The sequence below is a fragment of the Agarivorans sp. OAG1 genome (assembly GCF_037076485.1).
Taxonomy (GTDB): Bacteria; Pseudomonadota; Gammaproteobacteria; order Enterobacterales; family Celerinatantimonadaceae; genus Agarivorans; species Agarivorans albus.
The window spans coordinates 3,056,735-3,077,444 of the sequence record NZ_AP028990.1; the positions used below are offsets into that span (position 1 = coordinate 3,056,735).

A 20,710-nucleotide genomic window follows, 5' to 3' on the forward strand; every position below is an offset into this window, starting at 1 on the left:
TAGTCAAGTATAAAACCTACTAAATTAGTCAGGTTTATTTTTCAGGTTTGGAAATATGCTTATCAAAAGAAGTTAAAATACCACGCATTACATTAAGCTCTTGTTTTTCCATACGAATACGGTTGAACATTCGTCGTACTTTTTCCATTACTTTGCCCGGGTGTGGCTTGATGATAAAACCTGAGTCAGCAATAGACTGTTCAAAATGCTCATAAAAACGCTCTAAATCATCGGCATGAGGGTAATCTTCGGGAGCAGCTTCTGGGTGTGTGTTTTGCTGGTCTAAAAATGCCATACGCACTTCGTAGCATAATAGCTGAACAGCCATTGCTAAGTTTAGCGAACTATATTCGGGGTTAGCGGGTACACAAACGTGATAATGGCATTGCTGTAACTCTGGGTTGTTTAAACCACTGCTCTCACGACCGAACACAATAGCTACTTTACCCTGTTGGGCCTCTGCGGCGAGTTTAACGCCGGCTTCTCGCCCATCAACCATCGGCCAATCTAAAGTTCGAGAACGGGCACTGGCGCCAATAACTAGCTGACAGTCTGCAACTGCTTCTGATAACTCTGAGACAATTGTGGTACCACCAAGCACATCCGATGCACCTGCAGATAACGCAACTGACTTACCATCAATCTCAGCTTCTGGAGCTACCAAGCACAAATCGCTAATTCCCATGGTTTTCATTGCTCTGGCTGCAGAGCCAATATTGCCACTATGACTAGTGCCAACTAAAACCACTCGAACATTTTCCAACATTACTTTTACTTCACCCTAAATTTGATGCGCGGGATTGTAACATAGCCATAGCCTTAGCAGCTAGATTGGAAAAAGTTTATATGGAGTGCCTATAATCAATTGTGTTTGTTTTTGGTTTTCCCTATAATCCGGCGGTTATTTTATGTTCTTTCTACAAATTGGTGGTAATTCATGCATGCTATGCTAAACATTGCGATTCGCGCTGCGCGAAACGCAGGTAAGGTCGTAACTCAAGCTTACGAACAGTTAGATAAAGTTGAAGCGACAACAAAAGGCGCTAACGACTACGTAACTAATGTTGATAAAGCCGCTGAGAAAAGCATTATCGACACCATTCAAAACGCTTTCCCAGATCACTCTTTTATTGGTGAAGAAAGTGGCTTAACAGCTGGCAAGGATGATGAATATCAATGGGTGATAGACCCATTGGATGGAACCACCAATTTTATCAAAGGTATTCCTCACTTCTCTATCTCTATCGCATTACGCGTTCGAGGGAAAACAGAGCATGGTGTGATTTACGATCCTCTTCGCAATGAGTTATTTGCTGCTTCACGCGGCAAAGGCGCGCAATTAAACGGTTACCGTTTACGTGTTACTAAAGCTAAAGATTTAGAAGGCACACTAATTGGCACCGGCTTCCCATTCAAACGCAAACACTACATGGACAGCTATTTAGCCATGTTCGGAGCAATCTTTGCCGAGTGTGGAGACATGCGCCGTGCTGGTTCTGCCGCTTTAGATTTAGCCTATGTAGCCGCTGGTCGTTTAGACGGTTTCTTTGAATTAAACTTGAAGCCTTGGGACATCGCAGCAGGTGAACTAATTGCTCGCGAAGCAGGTGCCATTGTTACAGACTTTAGCGGCAACACAGATTTCTACCAAAGTGGAAATGTTGTATGTGCAAACCCTAAAGTACTAAAACATATGTTATCTACAATTCGTCCGCATTTAACGGATGCAATTAAAGCTTAATAAAATTAAGCAGAAACAACTTAAAGCGGGCACTGCCCGCTTTATTTTTGTCTTTAAGACCACTATTTTATAAATAGACACCATATTTAGGATGTATTTATGAGATTGCTACCTCTACTGCTTCTGCTGATAGGCGCTTATGCAAACGCCGCTAACTTAACCCAACAGACAATAGACAACTGGTTTGAAGCGAGCAAAATGCTTAAACCAATTGTTGAAAAAATCGAAGAAGAAAACACATTAGAAGAAGTAGAAAACCCTAGCGAGTTAGCCGAACAGATGGTTCTTCAGCTCAATCAAAGTGCTTATGCTAACGAAGTGAAACAAGTATTAGATAAATACAACTTAGACTTAGAGAACTGGGCAGCAACTACCGAGCAAGTAATATTTGCTATCTTGGCCGTTAATTTAGAAGAATATAAACCGCAGCTTGAAGTCTACGAGAACATGAAGCAACAGTTGTTAGATAACCCCGAGCTATCTGCTGAACAGAAACAACAACTGTTGGAATCATTCGAAATCGGCGACCAATGGTTTACCCAACTGCAATCTGTGCCACAAAGTGACATAGATCTTATAGCGCCTCAAGTATCAAAAATTAGCCAAGAACTAGGCTGGGAATTTGATACTAATTAGCACCCAAATCAAAGCTATCTGAACCTAATTCAGCCCGCTCTAGTTGCAGCTCTAAAAATGCGATGCGCTTGGCAAACTCGCCTAACAGCGCATCCTTTATTTTTAGTAACTCAAGCATTGGCGTGGGCTCTCGCCACTCTGGATAGTCGCCTTTAGCTTCGGCTTGCTGAAAAGCCTGTTCGGCCTCAAGCTGGTCAAAAAAGTAATAGGTATTTTCGGCAATATCAAAAGCGTAAATAGTTGGGTTAACCTGGTCAGTCATCTTTTTATGCGCCTTCTAAGGGGTAGCCAGCTTCCTTCCAGCCACGGATCCCACCATCCATAGAAATCACATTGGTGTACCCCATCTTCACTAAATTATCGGCGCTTAATGCAGAGCGAAAACCACCACCACAGTAGATCACTATCATAGTGTCTAAATCTGGGATAAGCGTTTCAACATCACGCTCCATTACCCCACGCCCCATATACTTGGCATTTGGAATACGGCTTTTTTGCCATTCATCTTGTTCACGATTATCAATCAAGGTGAATGCTAAACCTTGTTCTAACCATTGATTAACCTGGTGCACATCGCACTCTTTAATACGGCTGCGACAATCATCAACCAACGCTAAGAATCGAGGGTTATGGGCCATTTTGTTTTCTCCTTAACAACAAAAAACCCGCCGAAGCGGGTTTAGATAATTATGCGATAGGGTCCTGGTCGGCACCTTCTTTCTCTTCGATTTCTTTGGGCATAAAGTCTTCTTTCTTAATGCCTAAGTACAATGCCAGCGTACTAGCAACGTAAATAGAAGAGTGAGTACCAATGAATACACCAAACAATAAAGCCGTAGCAAAGTTGTGAATCAACTCACCACCCAACATGAACAAAGATACAAGTACCATGATGGTGGTTAACGAGGTCACAATTGTACGGTTAAAGGTTTGAGTTAAAGAAACATCGATAATCTCTTCAGGGTCACCTTTACGTAACTTACGGAAGTTTTCCCTGATCCTATCAGATACAACAATGGTATCGTTCAAGGAGTAACCTACTACGGTTAACAGCGCAGCAATAACCGTAAGATCAAACTCTAACTGTAATAGTGAGAACAAACCTAAGGTTGCCACTACGTCGTGAGCCAAAGCTAGCACCGCACCCAAAGCCATTCGCCATTCAAAGCGCATTGCCACATACAGCAAGATACAGCCCAAAGCAGCTATAATAGCTAAGCCACCCTGCTCTGCTAACTCTTTACCTACCGTTGGGCCTACGTACTCAATACGGCGCATTTCTACATCAGAATCTACTTCACTACGAAGCAAACCCATGATGCTGTCACCTAAATGTTGGCTATCAATTCCTTCACGCGGCATCATGCGCAACAATACTTGGGTTTGAGAACCAAAGTATTGTGCAACGATATCAGGGTAACCATTGTTGCCCATCACTTCGCGCACTTCTGTAAGATCAGCCGCTTGAGAGAATTCAACTTCAATCAAGGTACCGCCAGTAAAGTCGAGCCCCCAATTGATTTTGTTAATCGCTAAGCTAGCTACCGAAGCCACCATCAGCAAAACAGTAAACCAAATAAATGGTTTGCGGTGCGACATGAAGCGCACGGTGCCTTTTGGTCTAAATAAATAAAACACGTCGTAGCTCCTAGATAGACAACTTGTCTATTTTCTTACCGCCCCATACCCAGTTAACAATTACACGGGTACCTACAATGGCAGTGAACATAGATGTTGCAATACCAATCGCCAGCGTCACAGCAAAGCCTTTTACAGCGCCAGTACCAATCGCGAAAAGAATCAACGCAGTGATAAAGGTAGTGATGTTAGCATCAGAAATCGTTGAAAGTGCGTTGCTATAACCGTAGTGAATTGCTTGTTGAGGGCTGCGGCCGTCGTTTAGCTCTTCACGAATACGCTCAAAGATAAGCACATTAGCATCAACCGCCATACCAACGGTTAGTACAATACCCGCCATACCCGGTAAGGTTAAGGTAGCACCAGGAATCATCGACATTACGCCAATAATTACCCCTACGTTTGCAATCAAAGCAAAGTTAGCCACCAAGCCAAACTTACGGTAGTAAATAGGCATAAATACTAATAATGCTAATAAGCCAACCACAATCGCCATGAAGCCTTTATCAATGTTGTCTTGACCAAGGCTTGGGCCAACAGTTCGTTCTTCAACAATTTGAATCGGCGCAATCAGCGCACCAGCACGTAACAGTAGTGCTAGGTTCTGTGCTTCTGCAGGGGAGTCAATACCAGTAATTCGGAAACTACGGCCAAGGCGCGATTGAATAGTAGCAACGTTAATTACTTCCTCTTGACGCTCTAGAATAGTTTTACCTTCAGCGTCTTTATTGCCAGTAGGTTTGTACTCAATGAATAAAGTCGCCATAGATTGGCCAACATTATCTTTAGTGAAGGCAGCCATTTTGCTACCACCTTGACTATCAAGACTAATGTTAACCTGCGGACGGCTGTACTCATCAAAACCCGACTGTGCACCAACGATGTGGTCACCAGTTAAGATAACTTGGTTACGCAATACTACTGGCGAGCCATCAACACGTTTTGCGAGTTGAGAACCAGGAGGCACTCGGCCAGCGGCCGCATCACGCACATCAGCGTCGGTATTTACCATTCTAAATTCAAGAGTAGCGGTTGCACCTAAAATTTCTTTGGCACGTGCGGTGTCTTGAACACCTGGTAATTGCACCACAATACGCTCAGAACCTTGTCGCTGTACCTGTGGCTCAGCAACACCTAATTCATTTACCCGGTTACGGATAATGGTAATGTTTTGCTGCAGCGCATACTCGCGAGTTTCTTTTAGCTTCTCATCAGTCATTTTAGCGCTAAGACGGAATTGGTCGCCTTGGCTAGCATCACTGAATTGGTATTCATTGTATTTGCGGTCTAAAAAGCTAATGGCTTTATCTAGGGTGGCTTCGTCACGAAAACGAACTACCACAGAATCGCCTTGCGCTCTTACCCCAGCATAACGCAGTTTTTCTTCACGTAAATCGCTTCGAAAATCTTGAATCATGCCTTCTTGGGCTTTACTGATTGCGGCATCCATATCCACTTCCATTAAGAAGTGCACACCACCACGTAAGTCCAAACCAAGTTTAAGCGGACCTGCACCGATGGCGTCTAACCAACCAGGCGTTGCTGGAGCAAGGTTTAACGCAACGATGTAATCGTCACCCAATAAATCGTGTAAGAGGCTTTTTACTTTAAGTTGGTCAGCATCGTTACGTAAACGTACTAAGGCTAAACCATCTTCAAAGGCAACAGAGCGAAAGTCGATAGACTGCTCTGTGAGGAAGTTGCGAATCTCGTCTAATTGGGCCAGCTCTACTTGAGCGCCCCGAGTGCCAGACACTTGTACTGCAGGATCCTCACCGTACAAGTTTGGCGTGGCGTAAAGAAAGCCGATGGCAATCACAGCGATTACCATCACGTTCTTCCACCAAGGGTATCTATTTAACAAAATCTTATCCCTAGTGACCGAATAGCTACTATAGCGACTTCAGCGTGCCCTTTGGCAATACCGCTGATACAAAGTCCTTCTTAAGCGTAACAGTGGTGTCATCGCTTAGGCTTAATTGGAAGTAGTCATTTTCATCAGAAATCTTGATGATTTTACCTACCAAGCCACCAGTGGTGAGTACTTCATCACCCTTAGACAATGAAGACATCAAATTCTTATGCTCTTTAACACGCTTAGATTGCGGGCGGTAAATCATGAAGTAGAAAATTACCGCGAAAATCACCATCATGAAAATTAATTCCATGCCGCCACCTGCAGGTGCCGCTGCACCGCCTTCTGCGTATGCTGGAGAAATAAATAAGCTCATTGTTACCCTCATTAAAAAAATTAAAAACTTAAGATAATCTATACAACTACCTTATTAAATGGAGACAGAGCAAGCAAAAACAAGGCTTTGCTTGCTCAATCGGGCATTATTCCGCCAAAGGTGGGACTTCACGCCCCAACTTTGCGTAAAACTCTGCTACAAAATCGTCTAACTTACCGGCTGCAATTGCACCACGTAACCCTTCCATCAAGCGCTGATAGTGACGCAGGTTATGAATGGTATTCAAACGAGCGCCAAGGATTTCATTACACTTGTCTAAATGATGCAAGTAGGAACGAGAATAATTTTGACAGGTATAACAATCACACTCTTTATCCAGTGTATTTGTATCTTCACGGTGGCGCGCATTGCGAATTTTAATCACCCCTTCACTAGTAAATAGGTGACCATTTCGCGCATTTCGAGTTGGCATTACACAATCGAACATATCCACGCCTCGACGCACACCTTCAACCAGATCTTCAGGTTTACCAACACCCATTAAGTACCTTGGTTTATCTTCAGGTACTTTATACGCCACATAATCAAGTATGCGGTGCATATCTTCTTTAGGTTCGCCAACTGCTAAGCCGCCAATCGCATAACCATCAAAACCAATATTAGTTAGCCCTTCCAACGAAACATCACGCAAGTGCTCGTAAACACCGCCTTGGATAATGCCAAACAAGGCATTTTTGTTTTCCAACTCGTCGTGACGCTGGCGCGAGCGCGCTGCCCAACGCAAGGACATTTGCATCGACTTATCCGCTTCTTCTTCAGTTGCAGGGTAAGGCGTACACTCATCAAAAATCATCACTACGTCGGAGCCCAAATCATTTTGGATCTCCATAGATTTTTCTGGTGTTAAGAAGATTTTATCGCCGTTTACTGGGTTGCGAAAATGTACGCCTTCCTCAGTAATATTGCGAATATCGCCCAGGCTAAATACTTGGAAACCGCCTGAGTCGGTAAGAATAGGACCTTGCCAATTCATAAAATCATGCAAATCGCCGTGGGCTTTCATCACTTCTTGGCCAGGGCGAAGCCACAGGTGGAAGGTATTACCCAGTAATATCTCTGCACCCGTGGCACTTACTTCTTCTGGCGTCATGCCTTTTACAGTGCCGTAAGTACCCACAGGCATAAATGCAGGGGTTTCTACTGTGCCACGTTCAAACACTAAACGGCCGCGACGTGCTTTACCGTCTTGCGCCAATAATTCATATTTCATAACTTACCTCAGATCGGAAAAACAGTCCGATTCAGATTGCTTCAAATAAGCGCTTAGATAATTGTCTAATCGCCAAAATAGGATTAACTAAGCGTCTTTTCGCTCAATAAACATGGCATCGCCATAACTAAAAAACCGGTAACGCTGCTCTATAGCCGCTTGATAAGCCTTCGTCACATTATCTTTACCGGCAAACGCCGAAATCAGCATGATCAATGTAGACTCAGGCAGGTGGAAGTTGGTGACCATGGCATCAACCAACTCAAATTGATAACCAGGATAAATAAAAATATCGGTTTCTGCCGCGTAGGCTTGTAAAGCTTGCCCCTTGGCTTTGGCATCTTTAGCCGCGCTTTCTAACGAACGAACTGAAGTTGTACCCACCGCAATCACCCTGCCACCAGCGGCTTTAGCTTTAGCGATTTTAGCCACAACATCCTCGCCAACTTCGGCGTATTCAGAATGCATCACATGCTCATCTACCGACTCAACTTTTACTGGCTGAAAAGTACCAGCACCAACATGCAAGGTAACAAAGGCAATATCCGCACCCTTGTCTTGGATTTGTTGCATCAAGGCGTCATCAAAGTGCAAGCCCGCCGTTGGCGCTGCAACAGCACCGGGCTTTTCATTGTAAACCGTTTGGTAACGCTCCTTATCTGCATCTTCATCGGGTCTGTCAATATAGGGAGGTAATGGCATGTGGCCGTAGGCTTCAAGTAGTTCTAGCACTGTTCGCTGGTCATCAAAACGTAATTCGAACAAGGCATCATGGCGAGCTAGCATAGTAGCGTCAAATGCATCAGCCAAGCGCAGGGCCGAACCGGGTTTAGGCGATTTGGAGCAACGAACATGCGCAAGCACTCGATGTTCATCTAAAACACGCTCAATCAGCACTTCAAGTTTTCCGCCGCTGGCTTTTTGACCGAACAAACGCGCAGGAATAACCCGAGTATTGTTAAAAACCAATAAATCGTTAGCTTGAATATGGTTTAGTAGGTCTGGAAACTGCTGATGTTGTAGCTCACCAGTATTACCATTAAGACACAATAAACGACTATCACGACGTTGCTGTTTTGGATAACGAGCGATTAACTCATCAGGGAGTTCAAAAGAAAAATCGGCAACACGCATTAGGCTAAAAACTCTGTGGGCTATTCAATAATAAACAAGGCCGCAATTTTAGTGATTGCGGCCTGTAATAGCAAGGATTAGCGCTTGAAATGCTGTGCTTTGCTAGACCGTCGCAATAGCCACAAAGGCAAGCTCAAAATCAATAGCCACCAACTGGCGCCACCACCGCTTGACGCGGGAGTATCCGCTATACTGCAATTTAAGCTGCTATCGCCGGCAATACTGGCTGTATCGGTGATCCAAGTACAAACTGTGCCTATATCGGCATAGACACCTGCACTGCCTTGGCAAGATAGATTCCCCCAACTCACCAAACCTAATAAACGATGTTGCTCTTGCTCTTCAATAAAAACCGGACCACCGCTATCACCAGAACAGGCATCTTGGTTAGTACCATAGGCGCAAAACATTTGATCGGTAATTGAAGAAGCGGACCACTCATCTTCACAACGGCTCTCGCTTATTAAACTCAGGTTACCTTGTTGTAACACATCTGGATAAATTGGGTTCAAAGGGTCAGTATTGGTTCGCCCAAAGCCAACCACCTGCATAAAGCCACCAATATTGAGCGCATCGGTTACCTTATTCGCATTGAGAATAACCGGCGTTACGCTTTGTGCTTCAGTTAATCGTAATAGGCTAACATCATAATCAAAAGCAGGACCAGAATCGGAAGGATTAACATAGCTTGGGTGCTGATATACCTCACTCACTTGCAAGGCATCGGGATGAGCACTATTGGCAAACTGATAATTGCCCAACAACACTTTGACTTCTGAGGCAGCAATCGTTCGATTTAGTCTGCTGGAGTCATAGGTACAATGAGCGGCTGTTAACACCCAGCGCTCGCCAATTAACACTCCACCACAGCGTGATGAGCCAAGAAACACTTGAGCCATCCAAGGATAATTAGCTGGTGCATCATTACCACCAACAATAAATGGGACAATATCGGATTCAGCTTTAAGCGAAGTACTTACACCCAACAAAAAGGACAAAACCACTAGCCACACTTTTGTAATCTTCATTTGCTTATTCTTCGTTGTTTTCACGAATTGTGACGTGTTCAGGATCACCCAAAAAATGCGGTTCAGCTTGCAATACATGTAAATCAATTAAGGCCTTAGTTCTCGCTAATACCTCTCGTAACCTCACCCGCCAATGAAAAGCTTGCGGTGCATCGTCTACCACATAACCATAAGCTTCTATGCCATATTGATTAGCGATGTATAAAGCCCGCTCCACATGAAATTGCTGCGACACAATAATTATAGCCTGTTGGCCAAACACTTCTTTAGCTCTCACAATAGAATCGAAAGTACGAAACCCTGCATAATCCAAAGCAATATGCTCACGTGGCACGTTCAAACGTAGCACGTCGTTTAACATGGTTATAGGTTCATTATAATAGCGGGTAGCATTGTCGCCACTTAAGATTAGCGCTTGAACCTTATTGGTGTGGTATAGCTTAGCTGCAGCTTCAACTCTAAAGGTATAATAAGTATTTAGTCGCTTACCCACATACTTACTTGTGCCCAATACTAAAGCAACAGGCTGAGGCGGCAGTTGTTGCATATCGCGAAACCACTGCCCGGAAACTTGGCGAGAAATGTAACGGTCTACAGCCACTAGGCAAGACAGCACTACGATAACCATCAGCAACACCACGCCAAGGAATCGTTTCACTGCATGTACTCCGACCATAATCTACAATTAAAGCCATGCTAGCATAGCCAAACTTGGCAACCCAGTGACTAGGAAGGTTTTTGTTAGAAAAAAGTTTTATCAACAATACCTTGGCAAGTTTCAAAGGCTTCGTAAAGAAGCGTAAAAATAGTTTACATAAACAGATAATTTGCTAACTTAAGCCACAATTAAAGTAATGGTATTTAACATATGAACTTAACAAATAGCCCGCAGCGCTTTGGACTTTTCAGTAAACTCATTCACTGGTTGATGGCACTACTTATCTTAAGCTTAATTGCCATTGCACTTTATATGGATACCTTGCCTAGAGGGCCAGAGAAGTTTGAACTATATGACCTTCATAAAGGTTTAGGCTTACTTGCCATAGCAGCGATAGCAATACGAATTGTTTGGCATCGCGTAAGCAAAGTACCCGCTCCTATCGGTGAAGGGATCAAGCTTAAGATGGCGCATCTAGGCCACATTGCTTTATATCTGCTGATGTTAGCAATGCCTATTTCTGGCTTGATTATGTCGTTGTCTGGCGGTCATGATGTGAAATTTTTTGGCTTGTTCACGATAGCGGGTTTTGCAGAAAAAAATGAATCGCTTAACGAGATTGGCTCGGCTATTCACCATTACGGCGGCCAGCTTCTCTATGTGGTGCTTGCAGTGCATGTACTCGCAGCTTTATATCACCACTTCATTCTAAAAGACGACACGCTAAAACGAATGACCTCTAAATAGAAAACACCTTTATTAGCGACTCGCAGTTAAGCCAAACAGCTTGCTGCGAGCGTCAACTAATACCAATCACACTAAGTAAGTGCCACTCGCTTACTTGCTTTAACATAAAACACTCGCCAGCCTGCCCATGTAGGCAGCTCCCAACGTTTAGGCCCCGCCTTACGACCGCCAGAAGCATAGTGAACAATCACTTGTTTTGAGCCTGCTTTATACTCAACATCCAGTTTTAAGTCTGCCAATACTAACTGTCGCGGGTAACGTTGCTCAAAGTCTTCGCGTTGCCATTGGGGGATCCCCTCAAAGACAAAATCTGTAGCTTCGATTAAACTAAAGTCCTCGGCATTTTCTACGCCTAATAAAGCCAATTGAGAACTCAACCACTCTAGAGAATCTACTTGGTCACCTTCTCCACCGCCGTGTTTCTCACCAAGGCTTACCCATAAGTTCCAAGCTGCAATATCTTGAATACAACCTAGTTGGCTAAAGCCAGACTGTTGATTGGCGAGGATCCGCTTAGCCAGCGCTTGGCGATAGTCTTCAGCACTTAAGGCCACTTTCTCACTGCCTATCACCCTGCCTGCATACACTCGTTGCATGAGCTGAGAGCCATCAGCAGCAACACTGGTTTTGCTTTGTAGCTCGCCAAAGCTGTGTTTTGCTAACAGCTCTACACTCACCGGCGCTAAGCACAAACCAATGTTGTTTAGCTGCTTTACTCCTCGCCCGGGTAAACTGTAGAGGTCAAACACCACTGCAGCCAATTGAGCATCATCAAATAAGCTTTCTCTGCCAACTTGCAACTCTGCAATTCCATTTCCCATCGCATTGGTGCGCTTTTCTCGCCTCACATATACCAGTTCTTTAGCCCCGACTAACAAGGCTTCTAGCAGTTTTTCGCGGCTATAGTTTTTCGCATAAGCAAGATCATCTAAAGCCATTACTGAACGCAATTGATCGGCTAACTCCTGCGCTTGACTTAAAGCGTCTTGGTTTACTGTTAGTTCATCTGGCCAAGTTTTCCCGCGTAGCAGATCTAGTGTAATGCTCATATCACAATGTAAAGGTTGCCACTGGCTCAATACTTTTAAAGCATGTTCCGATTTTGGCTTTTGATAAAGGCTACGATTAATACTTAAGGCCGCAGCCAAGTCGAGCATAGCCTCGCGCTCCGGCCCCTTGGGGACAAGGTTGACCAGATGCGAAAAATAACTGTCAATTGGTAAGTTTAATAAGCGTTGGCCATGTTCACTTAAACAGTCTTCGGTTTGCAATGCCTGCATTCGATTGAGCCGTTCACTAGCAATGCTTAATGACTTTTCAGGCAATACTTCAAGAAATTGAAGCTTTGCTAAAGCGTGATGACAGCTTGCCGCAAAAAGCATCGGCTCTAACAACTCTTCACGCTGCAATTGTGGCGGCGTTACACTTTCTAGCGGCGCAAACTCCCCCCATAAACGGTAACAATGGCCTGCACATACTCGCCCTGCTCGGCCGCGTCGCTGCTCGGCACTGGCGCGCGACACCCGCTCTAAACTCAATACCGTTCTGCCGGCGCGTTGTTTGGTTCGCCGCTCTAGGCCAGAATCAATTACACTGGTAATTCTTGGAATGGTTAAACTGGTTTCGGCAACGTTTGTTGCAAGAATAATTCGCCTTATCCGCTGTTCGCTGCTGTTGTCTAATAGGGTTTTACGTTCTTGCGCGCTAATACTTGCGTGCAGTGGCAATACCTCTGCTTCAAGCCCACTCAAACTAGCTTGGCAAGCTTGAATCTCTGCTCGGCCTGGCAAGAACACCAATATATCGCCCTCATCCTTTAGCAAAGCCTTCTCAACAGCCTGCTTAACTGATTCGGTAACCCGTCGGCTATCTGGTAGGTGATGAGACTCTCGCGCTTCATAACTCACACTAACTGGGAACTCTCTCCCTGTAGTTTTGAGCACCTTCGCAGCTAAATATTCACTCAACTTGTTGCCTTGCAAGGTAGCAGAAGTGACCACCACTTTAAGCGGTAAAGACTTAGCTAAAGCTAGCAACAAATCAGAATCCCAACGGCGCTCATGAAACTCATCAATAATCAGCACCGCATAGTCAGCAAGTTTATTTTCCGCTAACCAACGCAGGGCGATCCCGGGAGTGACAAAAGCAATATCAGTATTTTCATTAACACTTGAGTGGAAGCGAATTGAATAACCCACCTTATGTGGCGAGCCGCTTAAAGCCAGCTGCTCAGAGACATAAGTGGATAAGGCCTCACACGCTATCCGCCGTGGTTGCACCACCAGCACTCTACCTAAGTTAACCGCCCACACCGGCAAACGGGTGGACTTGCCCGAGCCGGTGGCAGCTTCTACCACCAAATGATCATGAGCAAGTTGCTCAACAAAACGCGTTTGCAGGGAATCAATAGGTAATGACGAGGGTTTGTAGTTGCTCACGTAATATCCGATAGCTCATTTGAAACGTTGGCATATTACCCTTAAGCAAACTTTATCGCGAATACTAGCCATGTGAATCAGCTTATCTACCATCAAGAATTATTTGTACTTGCTTTCACAATTAGCCATCACCTAAGCTAACTGCTTGTGCGCTAACCCGATTAATGGACCTAACATGAATTTTTCTAAACTTGGCAGCAGTAACTTATCAGTTTCGCGAGTGTGCTTAGGCAGTATGACCTGGGGCCTACAAAATAATCAGCAAGACGCTAATCAACAGATTGATTACGCCCTAAGCCAAGGGGTTAATTTTATTGATACAGCAGAAATGTACGCCGTTCCACCTTCTCCAGATACCTACGGCAAAACCGAAGCCATTATTGGCAATTGGCTTGCGGCCAACAAGCAGAAACGTAACGATGTAATTATTGCGACTAAAATTGCCGGTGCTGGCTTGCCTTGGGTGCGTAATGGCGGCCCTATTAATGGTGAAGAAGTGGTAGCTGCAGTAGATGCCTCATTAAAGCGTTTACAAACCGACTATATTGATTTGTACCAACTGCACTGGCCTAATCGCTCCACTCCACACTTTGGTAAACACTGGCCGAACCATATTCAACCAACCGCAATAGATGCAGCCGACCATCAAGCGCAGATGCTAGATATTCTGCAAGGTTTGCAACGCTGTGTAGAAGCCGGAAAAATTCGTCACTGCGGTTTATCTGATGATACCCCTTGGGGTATTAATACCTACCTAAAGCTGAGTGAACAACATAACTTACCGCGTATGGTGTCAATTCAAAACGAGTTTAGCTTGTTGCACGCTAAAGATTGGCCTTATTTAATTGAGAATTGTGTGCAAGAGGATATTGCCTATTTGCCTTGGTCTCCGCTGGCAGGGGGGATGCTTAGTGGTAAATATGCCAACGGCGCTCGCCCGGAAGGCAGCCGCTGGACCTTTATGCAACGCAACGGAATTTTCCGTGATACCGAACTTGCTCACCAAGCGGTTGCAGCCTATGCCGACTTAGCAGCCCATTATGGCTATACGCCTGCGCAATTGGCCTTAGCTTGGTGTGACCAAGTAGACGGAGTGAGCTCTACCATTATTGGTGCCACCAGCATGCAGCAGTTAGAAGAAGACATTGCCGCATTTGCTATGCCTTTAAGTGAGAAGGCAATGGCCGACATAGGCGAAGTATTTAAACGCTACCCAGCACCTTACTAGGGTTTAAGTCCACCATTTTTCGTGATTAATGGTGGATTACTTTTGTTCTTCAGCTTGCTGATTTTGCTCTGCCAACTTGGCCATGTTTTTAGTCATACCCCAGAGCAACCAGCCATGCCAAGGCGCAAAAAAGTACCAATATACTAAGCCCCAAAAACCGGCCGGATGCCAATACAAAGCCACTTCCAGTTGATGTTTATTTTCGCTCAAAGGCTCGATACTAATTTGCATACCGCCGCCGCCGGGCGCCTTCATACCAAAACGCATCACTAAGCATTCATTTTCTTCAACACTCAAGATGGTCCAAGAATCGACTCGCTCTCCTACCCGTAGTGTTCGATAATCACTGCGCCCGTGTTCTCTGCCTTTTCCTCCAACTGCAAAATCCATCCATTCGCGCATAGCCCACAGCACATCGAGATAAAAGTAACGATGCTTACCACCTAGTAGATTTATTACTCGCCAGATATTTGCTGCAGAGGCATTCACCGTGACGGTTTTTTTTGCCGCTTTGGCATAAAAGCCATGCAACGAGGAAAAGTTTCTGAACGTGGGCACGCCATCTTGCCAGCGCTTAGGGTAAGTATGTACTTGCTCCTCTTCAAATACCTGCGCAATGGCATCATCAATCGGCATTAATTTTTGAGGAATTAAGCCACGTAACACGTCTGGTTTTGCCTCTAGCTGCTCAGCTAATCCAGCAATTAAAGCCTTAGCCAAACTTTGTGGCACAGAGGTTATTAAACCTAAAACGGTGCAAGCAAGCTTAATTGGAAGACCTGGTAGCACCATGATTTTTATCGACTTATTTAAATGCTTAGCTATGCGTAACATAAGCTGTCGATAGCTTAACCATTCTGGGCCTGCAGCATCTAAAACCATCCCGGCCGTTTCTGGCATATTGGCGAGTTTAACCAAGTAATGGAGCACGTTTTCTAAGGCTATTGGCGGGGCTTTCGTTTCAATGGCTTTAGGTACAAATGCTAAAGGCATATGCCCCACCAAGTCGCGCATCACCTCAAAAGCTGCTGAACCCGGTGTAATAATAATGCCAGCGCGCAGCTCGGTAACTGCAACGCCGCTTGAGGCCAAAGCTTCACCAGTCGCTATACGTGCGAGCATGTGCTCAGACTTAGGCTTAACCGACACTAAGCTGCCCATATAAATAATACGCTGGACCTTGGCCGTAGCTGCTGCATCTGCCAGGTTTTTGGCGGCAATAGCTTCTAGTTCGCTATGTGCCTGACCATCACTCATGCCATGCATTAGGTAATACACAAGATCAATGTCTTCCAGTGCATCTGGCAGGCTACTAGGCTCCAGCAAATCTAAGGTAAATCGCGGACAACTTAACTCTGGCCAAGGCACTGGTTTATTAGGATCGCGCGAACTAACACTCACATGATGACCAGCACCAACCAAAGCCGGCACCAGCTTTCGGCCAATAGTACCCAATGCTCCAATAACCAGTATTCGCATTAAACAACCCTAATCTACTGTTAATACCAATCGTACTAAGTAACTGTTCATTCTATCTGGTTAAAATACTCGATAACTGCGTTAGAATTTTTGATTGTAGAATAACTACTTATCGAAAAATTATGCCTTATTCTCGAGCATTTTTCCTGCGATATTTCTGATCCCTTACTTAGTGTGATTGGTATAAATTTGTTAACTACAGCCTAGCTGAATTTTCTCACAATTTAAGAGAAGTTTTTCTAAGCAACTAAAATAACAGTATTTTCTAGCTGGATTATGAAGGTTAACTAACAAGGCTTGGAGGCTGCAACTTGCAACAGTTTAATGCTTATTGATGCACACCAAAATTATAGCGGATTAGCTATTCCGTCTTACTTAACCTGAGCTCTGGATAAAGAAGTGACGATAACTCTGCAACCCAGTACTTAATCTAGCTTCATGTTTCTAGCGAAATAGTTTTGCTTAGTTCAAGGCGAAGCTGCACGCCAATAGCTAGCCTATTGCAAGTAGCTTCAACACTGAAATAAGTAAAAGTAGCCGCTAGAAACCGGTTAATTATCTCGAGCTCAGGTTACCTAGCCAAAAGACAACACAGTTTGAGTGGATTGGCGAAACTGACCCGGTGACATGCCCATTACTTGCTTAAACTTGGCACAAAAATAAGCGCTATCGGAAAACTCACAAGCATAAGCTATTTGGGTAATGCTTTGTTTACTGTCGCTGAGCATAGCAACTGCGGTATTAATTTTTCGTTTAAGTAAATAATCTTTATAGTTTTGGGCAAACAAAGACTTAAATACCCGTGAAAAATGGTATCTCGACATACCACAAATATCAGCGGCTTGTTGCAAGCTTAAGTTAAGTGTTTGGTGGTTCTCTAGGTGGTGAAGCAAGGGGATGATTTTTGCCAAGCCTTTGTTTTCTTTTAATACAGTAGCATTTTTTTCGGTACTAAATTGGCAGCGAGATTGCTGCCCGGCCAAAAACAAAAATATAGTGCGCAATAAGCTATGCGCCAAATTCCGTCCATCATTGTTGTTATCTACGTTCTCTAACCAAGCAAATTGGCTATGTAAGTACCCTGCTTGCTGGTCATTAAGTTGCAGCACTAAAGGCTTCTCTAATTGAGAGGCCACATCCAATAAGGCTAACTCGCTATATAAATATCGCTGAAACTGCAGCAGACTAAACTCTCGCTCCTCACCTTGCATCTCCATTTCGTGCATCGCCAATGAAGGAACAAATACCAGTGAATTATCATTTAACTCTATTGATTGCCCGTCGATCCCCACCTGCCCTTTGATCTTTTTAAACAGCATAACCTCGCATAGCATGTGAAAGTGAGTTGGGATCTCTAAACTAGGTTCATCAATGAAGTGAAAGCGGCGCAAATAGTAGGATTTTCCCTGAGGAAGGTGGATGTTTTCAAAACTGAGAGGATGCGCAGCCATAATAGCAATATTTTTATACTTTAAAGCCTATAACTTACATATAAGCACAATTTAAAGCAATAAATTACCAGTACAAACTTTAGGAGTAACTATGGCTACTATTACTAACCCTATTCTTACTGGTTTTCGTCCCGACCCATCGATTATCCGCGTAGAAGACGATTACTACGTTGCTACCTCTACTTTCGAATGGTTTCCGGGCATCATGCTCCACCACTCTAAAGATCTAGTGAACTGGCGAATTATCGGCCATGTACTTAACACCGTTGACCACCTAGATATGCGAGGCATGGATAACTCCGAAGGTGTATATGCCCCAGCCTTAAGTTATGCCGATGGCAAGTTTTGGTGCTGCTTCTCTAACGTGCATTCTTGTCGTGGCGGTACTTGGATGTCTACTCCCAGCTATGTGGTTAGCGCCGAAGACATTCGCGGCCCATGGAGTAAACCTGTATCTATAGGTAATTATGGCTTCGACCCATCACTGTTTCATGATGACGATGGCAAAAAATACATGGTAAACATGGTGTGGGATGGCCGTAAAAAAACTGACTTTTTTGGTGGCATTGTTCTGCAAGAATTTGATGCCGAGTTAGGCCAACTAGTTGGCGAAGAAAAAATAGTATTTAACGGTACCAAACTGGGCTGTACTGAAGGGCCACAAATTCTTAAAAAAGATGGCTGGTATTACCTTATCACCGCAGAAGGCGGTACATCATACGACCATGCAGTCACTGTTTGCCGCGCCAAAAATGTTTGGGGCCCCTATGAGCTGCACCCAGAAAACCCCATTCTAACGTCTCGCCACCAAGATGACGCCGAATTGCAACGTGCGGGGCATGGCTTCTTAGTAGAAACCCAAAATGGCGAATGGTATTTATCGCATCTTTGTGGCCGCCCAATTAGCGACCCAGAAAATCCTAAAGAGACATCAAAATATGCCCAAGGTCGCTGTACCTTAGGTCGAGAAACCGCCCTGCAAAACGTAGAGTGGCGTGATAACTGGCCATATGTTGTAGGCGGTACAACCCCAAGGCTGGAGATCCAAGCGCCAAAACTAGCGGCTCAACCTTGGCCGGTTGAAGCGAGCCGTGATGACTTTGATGGCAACACCTTAGCGGTAAAATACCAATCACTAAAAGACCCATTTGAAGAATCATGGATATCTTTAAGCAAGCGACCGGGTTATCTGCGCCTAGCTGGCCGTGACTACTTGTTCTCACGCTACAACCAAAGCATGTTGGCGCAGCGAGTTACCGCATTTAACTGCAACAGCGAAACCGCTGTAGAGTTTGATCCCCGCTCACCACGGCAAATGGCAGGTTTGGTAGCTTACTACTCACGTGGCGGACACTACTTTTTAAAAACCTCTGCTAACGATGCTGGCGAACAAATCATTCAAGTTGTGGGCGACATTGATAATAAGTACCAAGAATACACTGACGAAATCGTTATTGGCCGCAGTAAACGGGTTTACATGCGCCTAGAACAACGTACTCAGTGGTATCAATTTAGTTATTCTTTAGACGGAAAAGTTTGGCAAACCATTGGTGAGCCTTTAAATGCCACTCACTTATCAGATGAAGGCAGCAACGATGTGTTTCGCTTCACAGGCTCATTTGTCGGTTTATTTGCTTGTGACCTAACAGGTAAGCAGATTGAAGCCGACTTTGATTACTTCGACTATCAAACATTAAGTTAGTCTGAAAATACCCCAGTTAGATTGCGCTATTTAGAGTACTAGCTAGTGCGATCTAACTCTTAGTTTCAACCATTGAACTAAGTATAAAACGGTTATTTTGATTTAAATCAGTATCTTGCTTTATAGAGCTTGCCACACTCGCTGCATCATTTTTAACCACTAAGCAGCACAGTATGCAATCTTCAATTCGTTGGTTTCTCGCCCCTTGTTGTATCTGTTTTCTGCTTAGTGCTGCCCACTTCTACCACGCTCACCAGCAAATTTACGTTGCGCTATGTATTATGGGACTGTGTAGTATTTTGATTCGCCACCCAATTTGCTTACGACTAAACCAATGTGCCATGTTGCTACTCACTGCCGAGTGGATTAATACCATCGCAGAAATCTATGTTGTTCGCAGCGCCTATGACCAACCTTGGTTACGCATGGCATTGATACTAGGTGCTGTTTCTTTGTTGCACCTCGCCACAGCCTTATTGTTCCAGCATTACAAAATTCGCCGCTACTTTGGTTACCCCAGGCAGTTCTTGTTTCGCTAAGCATAAATAGAGTTAAAGATCACTCTCAGTTATACTAATCGGCCACTCCAGCTACTTACCCAATCTTGTGAATCGCTTTCTAGAGCTCTACGCTCAGCGCAAAGCTGCTGCCACTACCCAATTTAAAGGCCGAGGGGCACGCCGAGTGCGTTGCCAAACCTGTCAAATGCCTCAGCAGCACTGCTTTTGTGAGCAAGCTATTTTACAAGATAGTGATTGTGGTTTTGTGCTACTCATGCACAACATGGAGGTTTTGCGCCCCAGTAATACTGGCCGATTTATTGCGGACCTAATCCCAGACACCTACGCATTCATCTGGCAACGAACCGAACCTTGTGAAGATTTATTAGCACTTTGCCAGCAACAACAATGGCAACCCTATGTGGTATTCCCTGCCGCGTTTAGCCAACCAGAGAGAGTTCATTACAAGGTAGAGCTTAAAGCAGGCCAAAAGCCGCTATTCATTATGCTCGATGGCAGCTGGCGCGAGGCCAGAAAAATGTTTCACCAAAGTCCTTGGTTAGACAAGTTTCCTGTGATTTCAATTAACCCTGAACAAGCTTCCAGCTATGGGCTGCGTTCTCGGCCAATAAAGGGTCAATGGGCCACCGCTGAAGTGGCGGCTCAGTTGTTAGCGATGAGCGGTGAAGAAAGTAATGGCAAACAACTTGCGCAGCGTTTTAGTCAATTTACTCAGCAAACTCTCGCAGGTAGAAACAGCTAACCGAGTCGGTTAATCTTCTAAGCTAACTTATACAGCAGTTTGTCGGGTATTTAATACAAGATCGCGGCTTTGATAAGTAGCTGGACTGCACACTCCTTGCCATGC

Annotated in this window: 20 protein-coding genes; 7 read left to right on the forward strand and 13 right to left on the reverse strand. The window is 44.6% G+C overall.

The window, feature by feature from the left end; translation table 11 throughout:
• Positions 1-34 precede the first annotated feature (34 nt).
• Positions 35-766, reverse strand: coding sequence for a tRNA (cytosine(32)/uridine(32)-2'-O)-methyltransferase TrmJ (gene trmJ, locus OAG1_RS13960; protein WP_338621709.1), 732 nt, complete (start codon positions 764-766; stop codon positions 35-37).
• A 171-nt stretch (positions 767-937) separates the two neighbouring features.
• On the opposite strand from trmJ, the gene suhB reads away from it, so the two are divergent.
• Positions 938-1,741 carry an inositol-1-monophosphatase gene (suhB, locus tag OAG1_RS13965; protein WP_016401240.1) on the forward strand — a complete coding sequence of 268 codons (804 nt, stop codon included), beginning with the start codon at positions 938-940 and terminating at the stop codon, positions 1,739-1,741.
• Between the two features lie 99 nt (positions 1,742-1,840).
• Positions 1,841-2,377: a hypothetical protein gene (locus tag OAG1_RS13970; protein ID WP_338621710.1), complete on the forward strand. Its 537-nt coding sequence runs from the start codon at positions 1,841-1,843 to the stop codon at positions 2,375-2,377.
• Here the strand turns inward: OAG1_RS13970 and OAG1_RS13975 are convergent.
• The 9 genes from OAG1_RS13975 to OAG1_RS14015 all read right to left on the reverse strand — a co-directional run bounded on the left by OAG1_RS13975 (position 2,370) and on the right by OAG1_RS14015 (position 10,297).
• A complete protein-coding gene (locus OAG1_RS13975) occupies positions 2,370-2,639 on the reverse strand; it encodes a hypothetical protein (protein ID WP_016401242.1) in 270 nt (89 codons plus the stop codon). The two genes, OAG1_RS13970 and OAG1_RS13975, sit on opposite strands and share 8 nt — an antisense overlap.
• A 4-nt stretch (positions 2,640-2,643) precedes the next feature.
• Positions 2,644-3,015, reverse strand: a complete 372-nt coding sequence (locus OAG1_RS13980) for a rhodanese-like domain-containing protein (protein ID WP_338621711.1) — start codon at positions 3,013-3,015, stop codon at positions 2,644-2,646.
• Between the two features lie 49 nt (positions 3,016-3,064).
• Positions 3,065-3,976 carry a protein translocase subunit SecF gene (secF, locus tag OAG1_RS13985; protein ID WP_051147590.1) on the reverse strand — a complete coding sequence of 304 codons (912 nt, stop codon included), beginning with the start codon at positions 3,974-3,976 and terminating at the stop codon, positions 3,065-3,067.
• 49 nt (positions 3,977-4,025) lie between these two features.
• Positions 4,026-5,879, reverse strand: coding sequence for a protein translocase subunit SecD (gene secD / locus OAG1_RS13990; protein WP_338621712.1), 1,854 nt, complete (start codon positions 5,877-5,879; stop codon positions 4,026-4,028).
• Positions 5,880-5,907: 28 nt separating this feature from the next.
• Positions 5,908-6,246: a preprotein translocase subunit YajC gene (gene yajC / locus OAG1_RS13995; protein ID WP_016401246.1), complete on the reverse strand. Its 339-nt coding sequence runs from the start codon at positions 6,244-6,246 to the stop codon at positions 5,908-5,910.
• Positions 6,247-6,352: 106 nt separating this feature from the next.
• Positions 6,353-7,477: a tRNA guanosine(34) transglycosylase Tgt gene (gene tgt, locus OAG1_RS14000; protein ID WP_338621713.1), complete on the reverse strand. Its 1,125-nt coding sequence runs from the start codon at positions 7,475-7,477 to the stop codon at positions 6,353-6,355.
• A gap of 87 nt (positions 7,478-7,564) precedes the next feature.
• On the reverse strand, positions 7,565-8,611 hold the full coding sequence (gene queA, locus OAG1_RS14005; protein ID WP_338621714.1) for a tRNA preQ1(34) S-adenosylmethionine ribosyltransferase-isomerase QueA: 1,047 nt from the start codon (positions 8,609-8,611) through the stop codon (positions 7,565-7,567).
• A gap of 77 nt (positions 8,612-8,688) precedes the next feature.
• Complete coding sequence (locus OAG1_RS14010) at positions 8,689-9,639, reverse strand: serine protease (RefSeq protein WP_338621715.1); 951 nt, start codon at positions 9,637-9,639, stop codon at positions 8,689-8,691.
• A 4-nt stretch (positions 9,640-9,643) separates the two neighbouring features.
• Complete coding sequence (locus OAG1_RS14015; protein ID WP_249483617.1) at positions 9,644-10,297, reverse strand: ElyC/SanA/YdcF family protein; 654 nt, start codon at positions 10,295-10,297, stop codon at positions 9,644-9,646.
• 210 nt (positions 10,298-10,507) lie between these two features.
• Here OAG1_RS14015 and OAG1_RS14020 point away from each other — a divergent pair, with 210 nt between their 5' ends.
• Entirely contained in the window at positions 10,508-11,044 is a 537-nt protein-coding gene (locus OAG1_RS14020) for a cytochrome b (protein WP_338621716.1), read from the forward strand.
• A 71-nt stretch (positions 11,045-11,115) separates the two neighbouring features.
• Here the strand turns inward: OAG1_RS14020 and OAG1_RS14025 are convergent, their stop codons facing one another.
• Entirely contained in the window at positions 11,116-13,482 is a 2,367-nt protein-coding gene (locus OAG1_RS14025) for a helicase-related protein (protein ID WP_338621717.1), read from the reverse strand.
• A gap of 175 nt (positions 13,483-13,657) precedes the next feature.
• On the opposite strand from OAG1_RS14025, the gene OAG1_RS14030 reads away from it, so the two are divergent.
• On the forward strand, positions 13,658-14,710 hold the full coding sequence (locus OAG1_RS14030) for an aldo/keto reductase (protein WP_040307039.1): 1,053 nt from the start codon (positions 13,658-13,660) through the stop codon (positions 14,708-14,710).
• 36 nt (positions 14,711-14,746) lie between these two features.
• Here OAG1_RS14030 and OAG1_RS14035 read toward each other — a convergent pair whose 3' ends face one another.
• Positions 14,747-16,189, reverse strand: a complete 1,443-nt coding sequence (locus OAG1_RS14035) for a DUF2867 domain-containing protein (protein WP_338621718.1) — start codon at positions 16,187-16,189, stop codon at positions 14,747-14,749.
• Between the two features lie 575 nt (positions 16,190-16,764).
• A complete protein-coding gene (locus OAG1_RS14040; protein WP_338621719.1) occupies positions 16,765-17,640 on the reverse strand; it encodes an AraC family transcriptional regulator in 876 nt (291 codons plus the stop codon).
• 91 nt (positions 17,641-17,731) lie between these two features.
• Here OAG1_RS14040 and OAG1_RS14045 point away from each other — a divergent pair, with 91 nt between their 5' ends.
• The 3 genes from OAG1_RS14045 to OAG1_RS14055 all read left to right on the forward strand — a co-directional run bounded on the left by OAG1_RS14045 (position 17,732) and on the right by OAG1_RS14055 (position 20,605).
• Positions 17,732-19,342 carry a glycoside hydrolase family 43 protein gene (locus OAG1_RS14045; protein WP_338621720.1) on the forward strand — a complete coding sequence of 537 codons (1,611 nt, stop codon included), beginning with the start codon at positions 17,732-17,734 and terminating at the stop codon, positions 19,340-19,342.
• 173 nt (positions 19,343-19,515) lie between these two features.
• A complete protein-coding gene (locus OAG1_RS14050) occupies positions 19,516-19,881 on the forward strand; it encodes a hypothetical protein (protein ID WP_016401259.1) in 366 nt (121 codons plus the stop codon).
• A gap of 67 nt (positions 19,882-19,948) precedes the next feature.
• A complete protein-coding gene (locus OAG1_RS14055; protein WP_338621721.1) occupies positions 19,949-20,605 on the forward strand; it encodes a DTW domain-containing protein in 657 nt (218 codons plus the stop codon).
• The last annotated feature ends 105 nt before the right edge of the window (positions 20,606-20,710 follow it).

What these genes read in the sequence shown, in the direction of transcription:
- trmJ (WP_338621709.1), bottom strand. Translation starts at nt 766, where the DNA reads ATGTTGGAAAATGTTCGAGTGGTTTTAGTTGGCACTAGTCATAGTGGC.
- suhB (WP_016401240.1), top strand. Translation starts at nt 938, where the DNA reads ATGCATGCTATGCTAAACATTGCGATTCGCGCTGCGCGAAACGCAGGT.
- OAG1_RS13970 (WP_338621710.1), top strand. Translation starts at nt 1,841, where the DNA reads ATGAGATTGCTACCTCTACTGCTTCTGCTGATAGGCGCTTATGCAAAC.
- OAG1_RS13975 (WP_016401242.1), bottom strand. Translation starts at nt 2,639, where the DNA reads ATGACTGACCAGGTTAACCCAACTATTTACGCTTTTGATATTGCCGAA.
- OAG1_RS13980 (WP_338621711.1), bottom strand. Translation starts at nt 3,015, where the DNA reads ATGGCCCATAACCCTCGATTCTTAGCGTTGGTTGATGATTGTCGCAGC.
- secF (WP_051147590.1), bottom strand. Translation starts at nt 3,976, where the DNA reads ATGTCGCACCGCAAACCATTTATTTGGTTTACTGTTTTGCTGATGGTG.
- yajC (WP_016401246.1), bottom strand. Translation starts at nt 6,246, where the DNA reads ATGAGCTTATTTATTTCTCCAGCATACGCAGAAGGCGGTGCAGCGGCA.
- tgt (WP_338621713.1), bottom strand. Translation starts at nt 7,477, where the DNA reads ATGAAATATGAATTATTGGCGCAAGACGGTAAAGCACGTCGCGGCCGT.
- queA (WP_338621714.1), bottom strand. Translation starts at nt 8,611, where the DNA reads ATGCGTGTTGCCGATTTTTCTTTTGAACTCCCTGATGAGTTAATCGCT.
- OAG1_RS14010 (WP_338621715.1), bottom strand. Translation starts at nt 9,639, where the DNA reads ATGAAGATTACAAAAGTGTGGCTAGTGGTTTTGTCCTTTTTGTTGGGT.
- OAG1_RS14020 (WP_338621716.1), top strand. Translation starts at nt 10,508, where the DNA reads ATGAACTTAACAAATAGCCCGCAGCGCTTTGGACTTTTCAGTAAACTC.
- OAG1_RS14030 (WP_040307039.1), top strand. Translation starts at nt 13,658, where the DNA reads ATGAATTTTTCTAAACTTGGCAGCAGTAACTTATCAGTTTCGCGAGTG.
- OAG1_RS14035 (WP_338621718.1), bottom strand. Translation starts at nt 16,189, where the DNA reads ATGCGAATACTGGTTATTGGAGCATTGGGTACTATTGGCCGAAAGCTG.
- OAG1_RS14040 (WP_338621719.1), bottom strand. Translation starts at nt 17,640, where the DNA reads ATGGCTGCGCATCCTCTCAGTTTTGAAAACATCCACCTTCCTCAGGGA.
- OAG1_RS14045 (WP_338621720.1), top strand. Translation starts at nt 17,732, where the DNA reads ATGGCTACTATTACTAACCCTATTCTTACTGGTTTTCGTCCCGACCCA.
- OAG1_RS14050 (WP_016401259.1), top strand. Translation starts at nt 19,516, where the DNA reads ATGCAATCTTCAATTCGTTGGTTTCTCGCCCCTTGTTGTATCTGTTTT.